The organism is Pseudomonas sp. TH08 (assembly GCF_016651275.1).
Classification (GTDB): Bacteria; Pseudomonadota; Gammaproteobacteria; order Pseudomonadales; family Pseudomonadaceae; genus Aquipseudomonas.
The window spans coordinates 394,762-411,890 of the sequence record NZ_JAEKEE010000006.1; the positions used below are offsets into that span (position 1 = coordinate 394,762).

The window sequence follows — 17,129 nt, forward strand, 5'->3', positions numbered from 1 at the left end:
GGCAGTCTCCATGAGGGACGGCCAGCTTAGGACAAGAGGAGCTAATGATGAAAGCGCCCCGCGTGACCCTTGATCAATGGCGAACATTGCAGGCCGTGGTCGACCACGGCGGATTCGCCCAGGCCGCCGAGGCCCTGCACCGTTCGCAATCGTCGGTGAGCTACACCGTCGCCCGCATGCAGGACCAGCTCGGCGTGCCGCTGCTGCGCATCGATGGGCGTAAAGCGGTGCTCACCGAGGCCGGCGGCGTGTTGCTGCGCCGCTCGCGGCAACTGGTGAAACAGGCCAGTCAACTGGAAGACCTTGCCCATCACATGGAGCAAGGCTGGGAAGCTGAAGTACGGCTGGTGGTCGATGCCGCTTACCCGAGCGCGCGTATCGTGCGTGCGTTGACCGCGTTCATGCCGCAGAGCCGTGGCTGCCGGGTGCGACTGCGTGAAGAAGTGCTGTCGGGTGTCGAAGAAGTGCTGCTTGAAGGCGTGGCCGATCTGGCAATCACGGGGCTGAGCATTCCCGGCTACCTCGGTGCAGAGTTGAGCGATGTCGAGTTTGTCGCCGTCGCCCACCCGGATCACGCCTTGCATCGGCTTAATCGTGAACTGAGCTTTCAGGATCTGGAAACCCAGATGCAAGTGGTGATCCGCGACTCTGGTCGCCAACAACCACGCGACGTTGGCTGGCTCGGCGCCGAACAGCGCTGGACCGTCGGCAGCCTCGCCACCGCCGCCACGTTTGTCAGCAGTGGCCTGGGGTTCGCCTGGCTGCCACGACACATGATCGAACGCGAATTGAAAGAAGGCACGCTCAAGCTGCTACCGTTGGATCAGGGCGGCAGCCGCAACCCGAGCTTCTATCTGTATTCAAACAAGGACAAACCGCTGGGCCCGGCCACGCAAATCCTTATCGAGCTGCTGCGCACTTTCGATACATTGCCTTTGGACGCGCCGTTTGCCGCCCCCGAACAAGCCTGACACGGAGTTCACCGATGGCCTATTTCGAACATGAAGGTTGCAACCTGCACTACGAGGAATATGGCCACGGTACGCCGCTGCTGCTGGTTCACGGGCTCGGCTCGAGCACGCTGGACTGGGAAATGCAGATCCCGGCGCTGGCCGCGCACTATCGGGTGATCGTCCCGGACATCCGTGGCCACGGTCGCTCGGACAAACCGCGTGAGCGATACAGCATCGCGGGATTCAGCGCCGATATGCTGGCGCTGATCGAACACCTGAAGCTTGGCCCGGTGCACTATGTCGGACTGTCGATGGGCGGCATGATCGGTTTCCAGCTCGGCGTCGATCAGCCGCAATGGCTCAAGAGTCTGACCATCGTCAACAGCGCCCCCGAAGTCAAAGTGCGCAGCCGCGACGACTACTGGCAGTGGTTCAAACGCTGGAGCCTGATGCGCGTGCTCAGTCTGGCGACCATCGGCAAAGCGCTGGGCAGCAAACTTTTTCCGAAACCGGAACAAGCCGATCTGCGGCAGAAGATGGCCGAACGCTGGGCAAAAAACGACAAACGTGCTTATCTCGCCAGCTTCGATGCGATTGTCGGTTGGGGGGTTCAGGAACGACTTTCCCGAGTGACCTGTCCAACCCTCATCGTCAGCGCCGACCGCGACTACACACCGGTGGCACTGAAAGAAACCTATGTAAAACTGCTACCGAATGCGCGGCTGGTGGTGATCGCCGATTCGCGCCACGCCACCCCGCTCGATCAACCCGAACGCTTCAATCAAACGCTGCTGGAGTTTCTTGCCGCAGCCGATATTCAATCTCAGGATCACTGACCCATGTTGAAAAAACTCGCCCTCGCCGCCGGTACCGTGCTGTTCGCCGCCAACCTGATGGCTGCCACGCCAGCCAAGGCACCGCACGTGCTGCTGGAGACCACCAACGGCCAGATCGAAATCGAACTGGATCCGGTCAAGGCGCCGATCAGTACCAAAAACTTTCTGGATTACGTGAACAGCGGCTTCTACAACAACACGATTTTCCACCGAGTGATCCCGGGCTTTATGGTCCAGGGCGGCGGTTTCACTCAACAGATGCAGCAAAAAGAAACCAAGGCTCCTATCAAGAACGAACACAAAAACGGTCTGGCCAACGTTCGTGGCACCTTGTCCATGGCTCGCACTTCCGTACCTGATTCGGCGACCAGCCAGTTCTTCATCAACGTCAAGGACAACGACTTCCTCGACCAGGGCGATGGCTACGCAGTGTTCGGCAAAGTGGTCAAAGGTATGGACGTCGTCGACATCATCGTCAACTCCCCAACCACCACCAAACAAGGCATGCAAAACGTGCCTTCCGACCCTGTGTTCATCAAGTCGGCCAAAGTCATCGACTAAGCTGTACAGGGCGTATCGAGCGGTGTGAACTCAACCTCACGCCGCTCACACCGATAAAAGGAGAGCCCGTGCTCCGGGCGGTTATCTGATGCTCTATCGCCGTTTCGAACAACTTATCGACATCTTCCGTGACGCCCCCACCGCTTCCCCGCCGGATCGTGTCTGGCCCTTCTATACCTATTACCTGAAGCAGGTCTGGCCGAGCTTTGCGGCCCTGCTGGTCGTCGGCTTGTTCGCCGCGCTGATCGAAGTGGCGCTGTTCAGTTACCTGAGCCGCATCATCGACCTGGCGCAAGGCACGCCGAACCCGAATTTTTTCAGCGACCATGCCCTCGAACTGACGTGGATGGTGGTGGTTGCCCTCGTGCTGCGCCCGATCTTCTTCGGCCTGCACGACCTGCTGGTGCATCAGACCCTGAGCCCCGGCATGACCAGCATGATCCGCTGGCAGAACCACAGCTATGTGCTCAAGCAGAGCCTTAACTTCTTCCAGAACGACTTCGCCGGGCGCATTGCCCAACGCATCATGCAGACCGGCAACTCGCTGCGCGATTCGGCAGTGCAAGCGGTCGATGCGCTATGGCACGTGGTGATCTACGCGATCAGTGCGCTGGTGTTGTTCGCCGAGGCCGACTGGCGTCTGATGATCCCGCTGCTGGTGTGGATCGCCGCTTACATCGGCGCGCTCTACTACTTCGTGCCACGGGTGAAAGAACGTTCGGTAGAAGCTTCCGACGCCCGCTCGAAGCTGATGGGACGGATCGTTGACGGTTACACCAACATCGCCACGCTGAAGCTGTTCGCCCACACCAATTTCGAACAGCACTACGCCAGGGAAGCCATCGAAGAACAGACCGTCAAAGCGCAAATGGCCGGTCGCGTAGTCACCAGCATGGACGTGGCGATCACCACCATGAACGGCCTGCTGATCGTCGGCACTACCGCTCTGGCGTTGTGGCTGTGGACGCAGTCGCTGATCACCGTCGGCGCGATTGCCCTGGCGACGGGTCTGGTGATCCGCATCGTCAACATGTCTGGCTGGATCATGTGGGTGGTCACCGGCATTTTCGAAAACATCGGCATGGTTCAGGACGGTTTGCAGACCATTTCGCAACCGGTCAGCGTCACCGATCGCGAGCAGGCCAAACCGCTCGCCGTGGCGAGTGGCGAAGTGCGTTTCGAGCACGTGGATTTTCACTACGGCAAGAAGAAAGGCATCATCGGCGACCTCAACCTGACTATCAAACCGGGTGAAAAAATCGGCCTGATCGGGCCGTCCGGCGCCGGTAAATCGACCTTGGTCAACCTCTTGCTGCGCCTCTACGACGTCGAGGGCGGACGCATCCTGATCGACGGCCAGAACATCGCCGACGTCGGCCAGGAAAGCCTGCGAGCACGGATCGGCATGATCACTCAGGACACCTCGTTGCTGCACCGTTCGATCCGCGACAATTTGTTGTACGGCAAACCGGATGCCACCGATGCCGAGTTGTGGGACGCGGTGCACAAGGCGCGCGCCGATGAGTTCATTCCGTTGCTGTCGGATGCGGAAGGCCGCACCGGCTTCGACGCGCACGTCGGTGAGCGCGGGGTGAAGCTGTCCGGGGGTCAACGTCAACGCATCGCCATCGCACGGGTGCTGCTCAAGGATGCTCCGATCCTGATCATGGATGAGGCGACCTCGGCACTCGACTCGGAAGTCGAGGCGGCGATTCAGGAAAGCCTGGAAACCCTGATGCAGGGCAAAACCGTGATCGCGATTGCGCACCGGCTCTCGACCATCGCCCGCATGGATCGGCTGGTGGTGCTGGAGAACGGCAAGATTGCCGAGAGCGGCACCCACGCCGAACTGCTGGCGCATCGCGGGTTGTATGCGCGTTTGTGGGCGCACCAGACCGGAGGGTTTGTCGGGATCGACTGATTCCGACAATCACCACAACCCCTGTAGGAGTGAGCCTGCTCGCGATAGCGGAGTATCAGCCAAGCTTAACGGAACTGACACACCGCTATCGCGAGCAGGCTCACTCCTACAGGTGTAATAAGCACCGTATAAAACCGCCACAGCCCGCCAACCACGGGCGCTGGCGGTTTTTTCATGGCCGCTGGAAATCCGTTAAAACCCTGCTGTACTCAGCCAAGGCTTCGGAACGGAGCCTGTCGTAAGTCTGCAAGGACGCACAACCCGATGCAGTCTCGATAGCAGCGCTATCAAGGACTCTTCTCATGTCTCTGTTCAAACGTTCAGTCACGGAGTTGCTGGGTACGTTCTGGTTGGTATTGGGTGGGTGTGGCAGTGCGGTGATCGCCGCGTCGTCGCCACTGGGAATCGGCGTGCTGGGGGTGGCCCTGGCCTTTGGTTTGACGGTGTTGACCATGGCGTTCGCCATTGGTCACATCAGCGGATGTCATCTCAACCCGGCCGTGTCGGTCGGTCTGTTTGTCGGAGGTCGGTTTCCGGCCAGAGAACTGCCCGCCTACATCATCGCCCAAGTGCTGGGCGCGATTCTGGCCGCAGCGCTGCTTTACTACATCGCTAGCGGCAGGGAGGGTTTTGACATCGCCGCCGGCCTCGCCTCCAACGGTTATGGCGAGCACTCGCCGGGCAAGTATTCGATGGCGGCCGGGTTTGTCACGGAACTGGTGATGACCGGGATGTTCGTGATCATCATCCTTGGCGCCACCGACAAACGAGCGCCTGCGGGGCTGGCACCGATTGCCATCGGCCTGGGCCTGACCCTGATCCACCTGATCTCCATTCCCGTCACCAACACCTCGGTCAACCCGGCGCGCAGCACCGGGCCGGCGCTGATGGTCGGCGGCTGGGCGATCGCGCAGTTGTGGATGTTCTGGGTCGCGCCGCTGCTGGGCGCGGTGGTGGGCGGCGGGATCTACCGCTGGTTGGGCAAAGAAGAGTAACCAAGGCAAACACTTAACCCTGTAGGAGTCGAGCTTGCTCGCGAAAGCGTCGCGTCAGTCGATACTTGCGCGACTGACCCACCGCTTTCGCGAGCAAGCTCGGCTCCTGCAAGGAATCTAGGTTTGGCGGTAGGGCAAGGCGGTTTTCGCTTCTTCGGCATAGGCGAGGATGCCGGCGCGTTCCTGTTGCAGGAAATCCTTCACTGCTGCTTTCAAACCCGGATGCCGCAGGTAGTGCCAGGAATGGGTGATCACCGGTTCGAAACCGCGAATCAGTTTGTGCTCGCCTTGAGCACCGGCATCGAAACGCTGGTAACCCTGCGCTATCGCGTAGTCCATGCCCTGGTAAAAACACGTCTCGAAATGCAGCCGGTCAAACTCCGCCAGACACCCCCAATATCGCCCGTAGAAACTGTCGCCACCGACCAGACTGAACGCCATCGCCACCGGCCGTGATCCCTGTTTCGCCAGCACCACGCGAATCGATTCAGGCATACGTTCAGCCAGCAAACTGAAAAATTCCCGCGTCAAATAAGGCGTTTGCCGACGCACCGCATAGGTATTGGCGTAACAGGCATAGACAAAATCCCACTGCGCTTCGTCCAGTTCGCGCCCTTGCAGCCATTCAAACTCGAAGCCCTGCGCCGCCACTTGCTCGCGTTCCTTGCGCATCTGTTTGCGCTTGCGCGAACTGAGCACATCAAGGAAATCCTGAAAGTCGCGGTAACCGCGATTCTGCCAGTGATACTGACAGCCGATGCGCTGTAACCAATCCGATTGCTCGGCCATCGCGGCATCGGTGAACGGGTCGGTGAAATTGATGTGCGCGCTGGAGAGCCCTTCGATTTCGAGATACCCCGGCAAGCTCTTCAGCAGCTCGAAACCGTCCTCGACGTTCGCCGCCAACAGCCTCGGCCCGCTGACCGGGCTGAAGGGTACGGCGGTCAACAGTTTGGGGTAGTAATCAATCCCGGCGCGGGCACAGGCATCGGCCCAGCCATGATCAAACACGTATTCGCCGTAGGAATGCCACTTGCGGTAGCAGGGCAACGCGGCTATCAGCCGGTCGTCTTCCATGTGCAGCAAGTGCTCCGGTTGCCAACCGGTGTGGGGGCCGACGCTGCCGCTGTCTTCCAGTGCACTGAGAAAGGCATGGCGTAGAAACGGCTGATTCTCCGGCACCAGTGCGTTCCAGGTAGCCGGGGCGATTTCTGACAGGTTTTGCAGGCGTTGCAACGGCATCAACTGGCTCTCCACATCTGGGTTTCGGCGCCCGGCGAGTATCGCCGATTGCGCTGCTTCGCACACCCGCAATCGGCCGACAGCGCTCTAGATCAATCGTTCAAGGCCAGATCGCAACGTCATCAACCTGCCATCACTGTGCCACTGCTCTGTCATAAACCATCGCGATACTGGCGCCTGTTTTTAGAGCGCCGGGTTCTACCCGGACACTGTTTTCCGACGTCCAAATCGTCGGTTGTGCCCAGGATGGTTCAGCCATCCTCTCTCATCTTCGGAGATTGCTATGCGTCTTGCTTCCACGAAAACTGCGGCGGCCCTGTGCGGTGGCCTGTTGCTGGCCATGAGTGTTCCGGCCAGTGCCGCAGTCGACGCCAAACTGCTCGACATGCTCAAGGCCAACGGTTCGATTTCCCAAGCGCAGTACGTAGAACTGCAAACTGAACTGGCCAAGGATCAGAAGGCTCAGCAAATCGCGCAGCAGGCGCAGCAAGAGACCAATGAACAAGTCGCGGCTGTCGCGAAGAAGACCAACGAACAAAGCGCTTTCGACCAGAAACTGGCGTGGGCCGCCAAGACTCAGTTCAAGGGCGATGTGCGTATTCGTCAGGAGACCGTCAAGATCGACGGCGAGTCCAACAATGGCGGCCGCGACAAGGATCGCCAACGCATCCGTGCCCGTCTGGGTGCCTACAGCGAGATCAACCCGCAAGTCGACACCGGCATCCGTATCGCCACCGGCGGCGGCGATGACGCTCGCTCGACCAACCAGGACATGGACAACTACTTCGACAAGAAGCAGATCTGGCTCGACCTCGGTTACATCGACTACCACCCGGACGCGATCAAGAACCTGCACGTGATCGGCGGCAAGATGATGCAACCGTGGGTGAGCATGGGCGACGTGATCTGGGATAGCGACATCAACCCGGAAGGTCTGGCCGTCACCTACAAATACCCATTGGGCAGCAGCGCCGAACTGTTCGGCAGCCTGGGCAACTACACCCTCAAGGACAACGTCGACGGCGATGGCGTGCAATTCCGTCACGACCTGCGCCTGACGTCCGGCCAGTTGGGTAGCCGCTTCAACATCACCGACAATCTGAAAGTGACCCTGGGCGGCAGCATCTACGCTTACCAGAACGACGAAGACAGCCGCTGCACCGGCACTTCCACCCCGTGCGCGCTGGCAGTCAACGGCAACTCCGCCAACAACCAATTCCGTCTGTATGAGGGTTTCAGCCAGATCGACATCGGCGGCCTGCCAATGCCACTGTCGTTCTACGGGCAGTACGTGAAGAACAACGATGCCGTCACCGATCAGGACACGGCGTGGTTGCTCGGTGCCAAGTCGAAAGTTTTCGGCTTCAACCTCGATTACAACTATCGTGACGTGCAGCGCAACGCTGTGGTCGGCGCCTTCACCGACTCCGACTTCGCCAACGGCACCACCGGTTCGCGTGGTCACAAGTTCAAGGTCGGTTACGACATCGACAAGAACTTCGCCCTCGGCGCCACGTACTTCCTGACCAAGGCCGACTTCGCCAGCCGAACCCAGCGTGACGCAGACACCAACACCCTGCAGCTGGACGCGGAAGCCAAGTTCTAAAAAAGCAGTTGCAAGCTTCGAGCCTCAAGCTGCAAGTCAGCGCATGACTTGCAGCTTGAAGCTTGGCGCTTGAAGCTGATCTTCTTTAGTCTGGTTCGGGCGGGACGATCCCCATCATCCGTTCGTTTCACCCGCGCCGGGCTATTTTTGCAGGATGCAAAAAACCCCTGTAAGAGCTGCCGAAGGCTGCGATCTTTTGATCTGAACAAACAAGATCAAAAGATCGCAGCCTTCGCAGTTCCTACAGGGGCTTGTCTTTACGGCGCTGTTCGGCCAGTCGTTCTGCCAGCGCATCGACATCTTCTACAGGCTCTTGCGGCATGGCCTTCAAGGTGGCTTGCATCAAGCGCATCTGACGAATGAAGCGCCTGCAGTTGGGGCAAAACATCAGGTGATGACGCACCATCAGCTTCTCGCGGAAGTTCAACTGGCCATCGAGATAATCGCTGGAGCGCGCTACTTGTTCCTTACAGGTCAACATTCCCCGGTCTCCTCAAAATGCTCCACGGTCGCGAAGACTTTCAGCCGCGCACGATGCAGCAGCACTCGGACATTGGAGAGCGAGATCTCCAGAAGATTACAGATCTCTTCCAGTTCAAGGCCCTGACGTTCGCGCAGCAACAAAACACTGCTTTGCAGTTCCGACAGGCTCAGCAGCGTGCGCTCCAGGCACTCGCGCAACTCGCTTTCGGTCAACAGCGCTTCCGGGGTGTCCTGATGCCAGGCGAAAGGCGCCACCAGCCAATGGCCATCACCAGGAGAAAAACGGTCATCATCAATAGTGCCGTGAGGCGACGGCAGGTCATCCATCAGCACTTCGCGGCGATTGAGCTTGTAACGACTCTTGGCCGAGTTGGCGGTGATGGTCAGTAACCAGGTCTTGAGACTGGAACGGCCCTCGAAGCTGCCAATATGGCGTACCACCGACAGCCAGGCGTCTTGCACCACTTCCTCGACATGACGCTGGCCGACGATCGCATACGCGACGGCGCGCATCGCGCTTTGATAGGTCGTGACCAGTTCCTTGAAAGCCTGCTGCTCGCCTGCCAGCAAACGCACGAGCAGTTGGGTGTCGTCAGCCGCCATCGATCAATCTCCTTGTTGCGACGTCGAAAATGATAACGGCAGGACTCGCTAAAAGCGTCTCCTGCCGCAATTTCCGAAAGCTACAGCGTTCCGACGGTTTCGGATGTAGGAAAAATCAGCGCGATAGAGGAAATTAAACCGCTTTTCAACGTTTGCGCAGAATCACGCTACCGATCGAGTAACCTGCACCGAACGAACTCAACACTGCCAGCGAGCCACTGGCCAGATCATCCTGATACTTGTGGAAGGCAATCACCGAACCCGCCGAGCTGGTGTTGGCGTAGGTGTCGAGGATCACCGGTGCCTCTTCTTCAGTGGCTTCGCGACCGAGCAGCTTGCGCACGATCAGGTGGTTCATGCTCAGGTTGGCCTGGTGCAGCCAGAAGCGTTTCACGTCGCCGACGTTGAGTTGGTTCTCTTGCAGATGCTCGCCGATCAACTCGGCGACCATCGGGCACACATCCTTGAACACCTTGCGGCCTTCCTGCACGAACAGCTTGTCGCGAGTGCCGATGCCCTCTTCCGCCGCGCGATTAAGGAAACCGAAGTTGTTACGGATGTTGTTGGAGAACTTGGTCAGCAGTTTGGTGCTGACCACGTCAAATTGGTGCTTGGAGGTCGCGGTGTCAGCGCGCTCGATGATCACCGCAGTCGCAGCGTCGCCGAAGATGAAGTGGCTGTCGCGGTCACGGAAGTTCAGGTGACCGGTGCAGACTTCCGGGTTGACCATCAGGATCGCCCGGGCCTGGCCCAGCTGCACGCTGTTGGCGGCGGCTTGAATGCCGAAGGTCGCCGATGAACAGGCCACGTTCATGTCGAAACCGAAACCCTGAATGCCCAGGGCTTCCTGGACTTCAATGGCGATGGCCGGGTAAGCGCGTTGCAGGTTGGAGCAGGCGACGATCACGCCGTCGATGTCAGCGGCGGTTTTGCCGGCACGCTGCAGGGCTTGCTCGGCTGCGCCGATGGCCATTTGGCAAAGTACCGACCACTCGTCGTTGGAGCGCTCCGGCAGACGCGGGGCCATGCGCTGTGGATCGAGGATGCCGTCCTTGTCCATGACAAAACGGCTTTTGATGCCCGAGGCTTTTTCGATGAACGCGGCGCTGGATTCGGTCAGGGCCTGGACTTCACCGCTGGCGATGGCCTCGGCGTTGTCCGCGTTGAACTGCGCGACGTAGGTATTGAAAGACTGCACCAGCTCTTCGTTGGAGATGCTGTTGGCCGGGGTGTACAGGCCGGTGCCGCTGATGACGACGTTATGCATGGTCGTTTCTCTAATCTGTTCAGGCAGAAAGTGCTGGAACCGTCGTACCAACACACAAAGGGTCTATTCCCATCCGGGGGACGCAAACCTGGCATCGCTTTATTCCGCTGCGCGAGGTGGCCGAAGGCTCTGGGTCGCGAAACGGGTGTTTATGGTCGCGAAGTTTGCCATAAAGCCGAGGTTTTGGCCCCTTTCTCAAGCACCACCCCATTTCCTGTAGGAGTGAGCCTGTGTGCCGAGGGGATTTATCCCCGATCGGCTGCGAAGCAGTCGCCAAACAATCACACTCATTTCAACTGAAGGACTGAAATGATCGATTTTGGGGCGGCTTCGCCCCCCATCGGGGATAAATCCCCTCGCCACAAAAGCCGCCCCCACAAGAGGAGTTGCATATCCTCAAGATCACGGCTCGACCTGGGTCCATTGCTTATTCAGGCGTTTGTCGGAGATCGGAACCTTGGTGCCCAACTGCTGGGCAAACAGCGACACCCGGTATTCCTCCAGCCACCAGCGATACAGCTCAAGTTGCGGATCGCGTTTACCTTCCTGGGCGTGCTTGGCCGCGCGAGTCTGGTATTGCGCCCAGAGCCCGGCGAGCTCACCGCTCCAGACCCGGTCCTTCTGCACCTGCGCGCCGAGCTTCTCGAAACGCTGCTCAACCGCTTTCAGATAACGCGGCAGCTCTTTGAGCCACTGCATCGGCGTTTCCCGAACGAATCCCGGGTAGACCAGATGACTGATCTGCTGCTTGATGTCGTTCAGCGCCACAGCCTGAGCCAGATCAATCTTGCCCTTGAAGCGCTTTTGCAAACCGTGCCAGATCTTCAGGATTTCCAGGGTCAACCGCGCCACACGCTCGGCGTGCTCGGTCCAACTGCCGCGTTTGCGCTCAGCCAGCGCCGCCAAGCCGGCGCCATCACGCGGCAACGGGTCTTCACCGTCAAGAATGCAGCTGTCGAGACTGGCCAGCAGAATGTCCTCGACCAGCGCATCGACGCGACCCAAGTCGCGATAGAGCAGGCCCAGCTCAGTCTGCCCCGGCAATTTTCCGCGCAAGAACTTGGCCGGCTCGGCCAGTTGCTGCATCAACAACCGCTGCAACGCGCGACGATGCTGGAACTCGGCTTCGGCCGGGGTCGAAAACCGCCCTTCCTTGACCGTGCCGCCCTCTTCCACCAGCGCCGGATATACCGTCATCGATAGCCCGGCAATCTTCTGCTGAGTCTTTTCCGCCACCGGCGCGAAGACTTTCGCTTCCACCGGTTGCTGACTTTTCGCGCTCTGCGGCACGGCCAATGCTGCCTGACTGGCTTCGGCAAACCGTGCGGTCAGTTCGGCCAGATCACGCCCTTCGCCAAGGAACTTGCCTTGGCCGTCGACGATTTCCAGGTTCATCCGCAGATGCCCTTCGACTTGCTGCGCAGCTTCCGCCCACGCTTCGTCGCTGACCCGCGCACCGGTCATGCGCAGCAGCTCGCGGCCCAGCGCTTGCGGCAGCGAGCCCTCGGCAAACGTCATGCGTTGCAACGCAGCCTTGATGAAGTCGGGCACCGGCACGAAGTTCTTGCGCAACGCTTTCGGCAAGTTGCGCACGAGGGCGATGCACTTGGCCTCGATCAGCCCCGGCACCAGCCATTCCAGACGCTCCGGCGGCAGCATCGGCAACAACGGCGCCGGTACGCGCAGGGTCACGCCATCGCGCGGGTGATTGGGTTCGAAGTGATAGGTCAGCGCCAGCTCCAGATCACCAATGTGCAAGGTGTCCGGGTAATGCAGCGCGGTGACTTCACTGGCCTCGCGGGCCAGCACGTCTTCTTCGCGCATGATCAGCAGTTGCGGATCTTTCTGGCTGTTGACGCGATACCAACTGTCGAAGGTCGCGGTCTGGTGAATCTCCGCCGGCAGCCGCGCATCGTAGAAGGCGTACAAGGTTTCTTCGTCGGCGAGAATATCCCGGCGACGGGCCTTGGCTTCGAGTTCGTCGAGTTGTTCCAGCAGTTGCTTGTTAGCGGTCAGGCATTTGGCTTTCGATTGAATCTCGCCACGCACCAGACCTTCGCGGATAAACAGTTCACGCGAGACCACCGGGTCCACCGGGCCGTAATGCACCGGCCGACGGCCGACCACGATCAGCCCGAACAGCGTGATCTGCTCGAACGCGACGACCTGACCGCGCTTCTTCTCCCAATGCGGTTCGAAGTGGTTTTTCTTGATCAGGTGCCCGGCCAGCGGTTCAATCCAGTCGGCGTCGATCTTGGCGACCATGCGCGCATAGAGCTTGGTGGTTTCCACCAGCTCGGCGGTCATCAGCCATTGCGGGCGTTTCTTGCCGATGCCCGACGACGGATGAATCCAGAAACGGCGCTGCCGCGCGCCAAGGTAATCGCCGTCCTCGGTTTTCTGGCCGATCTGGCTGAGCAAACCCACCAGCACGGCTTTGTGCAGTTTCGGGTAATCCGCCGGCTCTTTATTCAGGCTCAACTGCATGTCGCGGCAGATCAGGCTCAACTGGCGATGGGAATCACGCCACTCGCGCAGACGCAGATAGTTGAGGAAGTTCTTCCGGCACCAATTGCGCAGCGGGCTCGCGGTCAACGCCTGGCGCTGCTCTTCAAAACCACGCCACAAATTGACCAGCCCGGCGAAGTCGGAATCGACATCTTTCCATTGCGCATGGGCCTGATCCGCCGCTTGCTGACGCTCCGGCGGACGCTCGCGCGGGTCCTGAATCGACATGGCGCTGGCGACGATCAGTACTTCCTGCAGGCTGCCGAGTTTTGCCGCTTCAAGCAGCATGCGGCCCATCCGCGGGTCGACCGGCAGGCGTGCCAACTGGCGGCCCAATGGGGTCAACTGACTGTTGCGATCGACCGCCGAGAGTTCTTGCAGCAGGTTGAAACCGTCGCTGATCGCCTTGCCATCCGGCGGCTCGATGAACGGGAATGCGGTGATCTCGCCGAGACGCAAATGCAGCATCTGCAAAATAACGGCGGCGAGGTTAGTGCGCAGAATTTCCGGATCGGTGAATTCCGGGCAGCCGAGGAAATCTTCTTCGCTGTACAAACGAATGCAGATACCCGGCTCGACCCGGCCACAGCGACCTTTACGCTGGTTGGCACTGGCCTGGGAGATTGCTTCGATCGGCAGGCGCTGAACCTTGGCGCGGTAGCTGTAACGGCTGATGCGCGCAGTGCCGCTGTCGATCACGTAACGGATGCCCGGCACCGTCAGCGACGTTTCGGCGACGTTGGTCGCCAACACCACGCGACGCCCCGGGTGCGACTGGAAAATCCGCTGCTGTTCGGCCGGCGACAGGCGTGCGTACAGCGGCAGAATTTCAGTGTGTTTGAGCTGGGCTTTACGCAGCATGTCCGCCGCATCGCGAATTTCCCGCTCGCCGGGCAGGAACACCAGCACATCCCCCGGACTGCGACGCTCACTGCGCTCGTACGCGGCGATTTCGTCGAGGGTGGCAAGAATGGCCTGATCGACAGTCAGGTCATCTTCAACACGGTTGCCCTCTTCGTCCTGCTCCAGCGTCAGCGGGCGATACCAGGTATCGACCGGGAAGGTACGGCCGGACACTTCAACAATCGGCGCATCGTCGAAATGCTTGGAGAAACGCTCCAGATCGATGGTCGCCGAAGTGATGATGACTTTCAGATCCGGGCGACGCGGCAGCAGGGTTTTCAGGTAACCGAGCAGGAAGTCGATGTTGAGGCTGCGTTCGTGGGCTTCGTCGACGATGATCGTGTCGTAACGTTCGAGATAGCGATCATTCTGGGTTTCCGCCAGCAGGATGCCGTCGGTCATCAGTTTGATCAGGGTGTTGGAATCGCTTTGATCTTCGAAGCGCACTTGATAGCCGACCAACGAACCGAGCGGCGTGCCGAGTTCTTCGGCGACGCGACTGGCGACACTGCGTGCAGCAATTCGACGTGGCTGGGTATGCCCGATCAAGCCGTGCTGGCCACGACCGATTTCCAGACAGATTTTCGGCAACTGCGTGGTTTTACCCGAGCCGGTTTCGCCCGCGATGATCAGCACCTGGTGCTGTTCCAGCGCTTTTTTGATTTCGTCGCGCTTGGCCGCAATCGGCAGGCTGTCGTCGTAACGAATCACCGGCAGGCTGGCCTTGCGCGCCAGTACCTGATCACAGGATGCCTGCATCCGCGTCACCCACTGGGCCAACTTGGCCTCATCGGGCTTTTTACGCAGCTCAAGCAACTGCCGCCGCAGCCGATGGCGGTCGGCGAGCATGGCGTGGTCGAGGTTTTTCAGCAGTTTGTCGATGGAGGGCGATTCGTCGGTCATCGGGTACGCAATTCGGTCGTCTATTTGTGCAGGGGGCCGATTGTCGCAGATTTGCGGCACTGAACACGACTGCGAGGTGCTCTTGTGGCGAGGGGATTTATCCCCGATCGGCTGCGCAGCAGTCGCCGACTGGCTATCAAAGTCGATCTGGGGCGTCTGAGTTGAATGGTTTTGGGGGCTTCGCACCCCATCGGGGATAAATCCCCTCGCCACAATGTGTTCAGGGGGAGTTATTCGTTATCGAGGCCTTTGCGCCGGTATGGGAAGACATCAATGACTTTCCCCGCCCGAATCGCCTCTTGCAGGCTCTTCCAGTAATCGGCGTTGTACAACTCGCCATGCAGTTGATCGAACAACTTGCGCTGGCCGGAATCGGCGAACAGAAACGGCGGAAATTCTTCGGGAAACACATCCAGCGGCCCGATCGAATACCACGGCTCGGAGGCCATTTCGTCCTCCGGCGTACGCGGTGCCGGGATATGGCGGAAGTTGGCTTCGGTGAGAAAGCAGATCTCGTCGTAGTCATAAAACACCACACGCCCGTGCCGGGTGACGCCGAAGTTTTTCAGCAGCATGTCGCCGGGAAAGATGTTCGCCGCCGCCAACTGCTTGATCGCCAGGCCGTAATCCTCCAGCGCCTCACGCACCTGGGCGTCGTTGGCGTTCTCCAGATAGAGGTTGAGCGGAGTCATCCGCCGTTCCGTCCAGCAGTGGCGGATCAGTACCGTGTCGCCGTCGACCGACACCGTCGACGGCGCCACTTCGAGCAATTCCTCAAGACATGCCGGATCGAATTTGCTCAGCGGAAAACGGAAATCGGCGAATTCCTGGGTATCGGCCATGCGCCCTACCCGATCGACGCTTTTCACCAGTCGGTACTTCTCGATCACTGTGGCACGGTCGACGTTTTTCGACGGCGAAAAGCGGTCCTTGATGATCTTGAAAACAGTGTTGAAGCCCGGCAGGGTGAACACGCTCATGACCATGCCACGGACACCGGGGGCCATGATGAATTGATCGTCGGTGTTGGCCAAGTGGTTGATCAGTGCGCGGTAGAACTCGGATTTACCGTGCTTGTAGAAGCCGATCGAGGTGTACAGCTCGGCAATGTGCTTGCCCGGCAAAATGCGCCGCAGAAAACCGATGAACTCTGCAGGCACCGGCACGTCGACCATGAAGTACGAACGGGTGAAAGAGAAAATGATCGACACATCGGCTTCATCGGTGATCAACGCATCGATCTGAATCCCGCGCCCTTCGCGGTGCAACAGCGGAATCACCAGCGGCCATTGCTCATCGCGGGTGTAAATGCGCCCGACCAGATACGCCCCCTTGTTGCGGTACAGCACCGAGGAAAACAACTCGACACTGAGTTCCGGATCCTTGCACACCCAGTCCGGCAGGTTCTCGCGCAGTTGCGCTTCGAGGCGGCGCAAGTCGCCGGGCAAATCGGCGTAATCCTCGCCGAAGCGGTAGTCGGCAAAAATGCTTGCGAGCATCCCCGACAACTGGCCCTGCGGCTTGTACGTGCGGGTTTGTGCGGCGCGGGCACGGCGCAAACTCGGGCGGGTGGTGTGGATGAACATGCAGCCGTCGCTGATCAGGTCATGGCTGAACAGCCCGCAGAAAATCGAGTTGTACCAGGTCTCGGACAGTTCATCGTCGAAGCGCAGGTCGATGACGCTGATGTAAGCGCTTTTCACCAGCGGCCAGCAGCTGACATTCATCAGTGACTCATCGTCGAAATGCTCGCGTAGCCGAGCGATGGTCTCACCGACTTTCTCTTCATAGAGGTTGATCCTGGCCGCCGACGCGGTCTGTGTCTCCTGCCAGCGCGCGTGTTCGAAGCGTTCACGCGCGCCATCGGTGATCCGGCGGAAATGCTCGCGGTAATCGTCAAAGCCATCGAGGATCATGCGGGCGATGTCGGTGGCTGGCCATTGCTGCGGCATAGATGAGACCTCTGCGTGCATGTGGAAATCTGTGCCTGAGCTTAGCCACGGAACCGTACGCAGGTGAAGCGCAATTTCTGCCAAATCCGCAGCAAAGTTGTACAACGACACAGTTATTTGCAAAGTTTTTTTAATCGACCGTTCGGTCAGCAAACAGTCAATACAGTCTTCATCACGGCTCTGCGCCAGCCCACGGATTCTCTGGCTTTCGGATCCAATCCGGCATTGAACTCTCTAGCTCGCGCCTTGGCGGCAGGTGCGATGCCATATCTGGAGCGTGTCCGGATTGGTCTTACCAAAATAGTGGCACTTTGATATACAGCCCGCCATTACTCCCTCCACAACAAGATCCTCGGCCCACGAGGACGACCTCCCCCTCAAAGATCAAGGAGCACA

General features: G+C 59.4%; 13 protein-coding genes. 7 read left to right on the forward strand and 6 right to left on the reverse strand.

Annotation, left to right across the window (positions count from 1 at the left end):
* The first annotated feature begins 47 nt into the window (after nt 1-47).
* The 5 genes from JFT91_RS28065 (at nt 48) to aqpZ (ending at nt 5,266) form a co-directional block, all read left to right on the forward strand.
* The gene (locus JFT91_RS28065) at nt 48-971 is read left to right on the forward strand and encodes a PA3225 family LysR-type transcriptional regulator (RefSeq protein ID WP_025110609.1); all 924 of its coding nucleotides are present in this window, start codon (nt 48-50) and stop codon (nt 969-971) included.
* Between the two features lie 14 nt (nt 972-985).
* On the forward strand, nt 986-1,789 hold the full coding sequence (locus JFT91_RS28070) for an alpha/beta fold hydrolase (protein WP_201227532.1): 804 nt from the start codon (nt 986-988) through the stop codon (nt 1,787-1,789).
* 3 nt (nt 1,790-1,792) lie between these two features.
* Nucleotides 1,793-2,350, forward strand: coding sequence for a peptidylprolyl isomerase (locus JFT91_RS28075; RefSeq protein WP_201146975.1), 558 nt, complete (start codon nt 1,793-1,795; stop codon nt 2,348-2,350).
* 88 nt (nt 2,351-2,438) lie between these two features.
* Complete coding sequence (locus JFT91_RS28080; RefSeq protein WP_201234493.1) at nt 2,439-4,271, forward strand: ABC transporter ATP-binding protein; 1,833 nt, start codon at nt 2,439-2,441, stop codon at nt 4,269-4,271.
* A 302-nt stretch (nt 4,272-4,573) separates the two neighbouring features.
* Nucleotides 4,574-5,266 (forward strand): aquaporin Z, encoded by a 693-nt coding sequence (gene aqpZ / locus JFT91_RS28085; protein ID WP_201201580.1) that lies wholly within the window; start codon nt 4,574-4,576, stop codon nt 5,264-5,266.
* A gap of 117 nt (nt 5,267-5,383) precedes the next feature.
* On the opposite strand, the gene JFT91_RS28090 is transcribed toward aqpZ, so the two are convergent.
* Nucleotides 5,384-6,508: a GNAT family N-acetyltransferase gene (locus JFT91_RS28090; RefSeq protein ID WP_201234494.1), complete on the reverse strand. Its 1,125-nt coding sequence runs from the start codon at nt 6,506-6,508 to the stop codon at nt 5,384-5,386.
* Nucleotides 6,509-6,791: 283 nt separating this feature from the next.
* On the opposite strand from JFT91_RS28090, the gene JFT91_RS28095 reads away from it, so the two are divergent.
* Complete coding sequence (locus tag JFT91_RS28095) at nt 6,792-8,114, forward strand: putative porin (protein ID WP_201234495.1); 1,323 nt, start codon at nt 6,792-6,794, stop codon at nt 8,112-8,114.
* Nucleotides 8,115-8,355: 241 nt separating this feature from the next.
* On the opposite strand, the gene JFT91_RS28100 is transcribed toward JFT91_RS28095, so the two are convergent.
* The 5 genes from JFT91_RS28100 to aceK form a co-directional block, all read right to left on the reverse strand.
* Nucleotides 8,356-8,595 (reverse strand): anti-sigma factor family protein, encoded by a 240-nt coding sequence (locus tag JFT91_RS28100; RefSeq protein WP_201201574.1) that lies wholly within the window; start codon nt 8,593-8,595, stop codon nt 8,356-8,358.
* Nucleotides 8,589-9,200 carry an RNA polymerase sigma factor gene (locus JFT91_RS28105; protein ID WP_201201573.1) on the reverse strand — a complete coding sequence of 204 codons (612 nt, stop codon included), beginning with the start codon at nt 9,198-9,200 and terminating at the stop codon, nt 8,589-8,591. Before JFT91_RS28105 ends, JFT91_RS28100 begins: the two co-directional genes overlap by 7 nt.
* A gap of 145 nt (nt 9,201-9,345) precedes the next feature.
* Nucleotides 9,346-10,467: a beta-ketoacyl-ACP synthase III gene (locus tag JFT91_RS28110; protein ID WP_201227537.1), complete on the reverse strand. Its 1,122-nt coding sequence runs from the start codon at nt 10,465-10,467 to the stop codon at nt 9,346-9,348.
* A gap of 402 nt (nt 10,468-10,869) precedes the next feature.
* Nucleotides 10,870-14,781: an ATP-dependent RNA helicase HrpA gene (gene hrpA / locus JFT91_RS28115; protein WP_201234496.1), complete on the reverse strand. Its 3,912-nt coding sequence runs from the start codon at nt 14,779-14,781 to the stop codon at nt 10,870-10,872.
* Nucleotides 14,782-15,011: 230 nt separating this feature from the next.
* A complete protein-coding gene (gene aceK, locus JFT91_RS28120) occupies nt 15,012-16,733 on the reverse strand; it encodes a bifunctional isocitrate dehydrogenase kinase/phosphatase (protein ID WP_201227539.1) in 1,722 nt (573 codons plus the stop codon).
* Between the two features lie 63 nt (nt 16,734-16,796).
* Between aceK and JFT91_RS28125 the strand changes: the two genes are divergently transcribed.
* Nucleotides 16,797-17,048 carry a hypothetical protein gene (locus JFT91_RS28125; RefSeq protein ID WP_201234497.1) on the forward strand — a complete coding sequence of 84 codons (252 nt, stop codon included), beginning with the start codon at nt 16,797-16,799 and terminating at the stop codon, nt 17,046-17,048.
* Nucleotides 17,049-17,129: the final 81 nt, after the last annotated feature.

Bases quoted from the DNA above. Each gene is read 5' to 3' on its own strand.
- JFT91_RS28065 (WP_025110609.1), top strand. From the start codon at position 48: ATGAAAGCGCCCCGCGTGACCCTTGATCAATGGCGAACATTGCAGGCC.
- JFT91_RS28070 (WP_201227532.1), top strand. From the start codon at position 986: ATGGCCTATTTCGAACATGAAGGTTGCAACCTGCACTACGAGGAATAT.
- JFT91_RS28075 (WP_201146975.1), top strand. From the start codon at position 1,793: ATGTTGAAAAAACTCGCCCTCGCCGCCGGTACCGTGCTGTTCGCCGCC.
- JFT91_RS28080 (WP_201234493.1), top strand. From the start codon at position 2,439: ATGCTCTATCGCCGTTTCGAACAACTTATCGACATCTTCCGTGACGCC.
- aqpZ (WP_201201580.1), top strand. From the start codon at position 4,574: ATGTCTCTGTTCAAACGTTCAGTCACGGAGTTGCTGGGTACGTTCTGG.
- JFT91_RS28090 (WP_201234494.1), bottom strand. From the start codon at position 6,508: ATGCCGTTGCAACGCCTGCAAAACCTGTCAGAAATCGCCCCGGCTACC.
- JFT91_RS28095 (WP_201234495.1), top strand. From the start codon at position 6,792: ATGCGTCTTGCTTCCACGAAAACTGCGGCGGCCCTGTGCGGTGGCCTG.
- JFT91_RS28100 (WP_201201574.1), bottom strand. From the start codon at position 8,595: ATGTTGACCTGTAAGGAACAAGTAGCGCGCTCCAGCGATTATCTCGAT.
- JFT91_RS28105 (WP_201201573.1), bottom strand. From the start codon at position 9,200: ATGGCGGCTGACGACACCCAACTGCTCGTGCGTTTGCTGGCAGGCGAG.
- JFT91_RS28110 (WP_201227537.1), bottom strand. From the start codon at position 10,467: ATGCATAACGTCGTCATCAGCGGCACCGGCCTGTACACCCCGGCCAAC.
- hrpA (WP_201234496.1), bottom strand. From the start codon at position 14,781: ATGACCGACGAATCGCCCTCCATCGACAAACTGCTGAAAAACCTCGAC.
- aceK (WP_201227539.1), bottom strand. From the start codon at position 16,733: ATGCCGCAGCAATGGCCAGCCACCGACATCGCCCGCATGATCCTCGAT.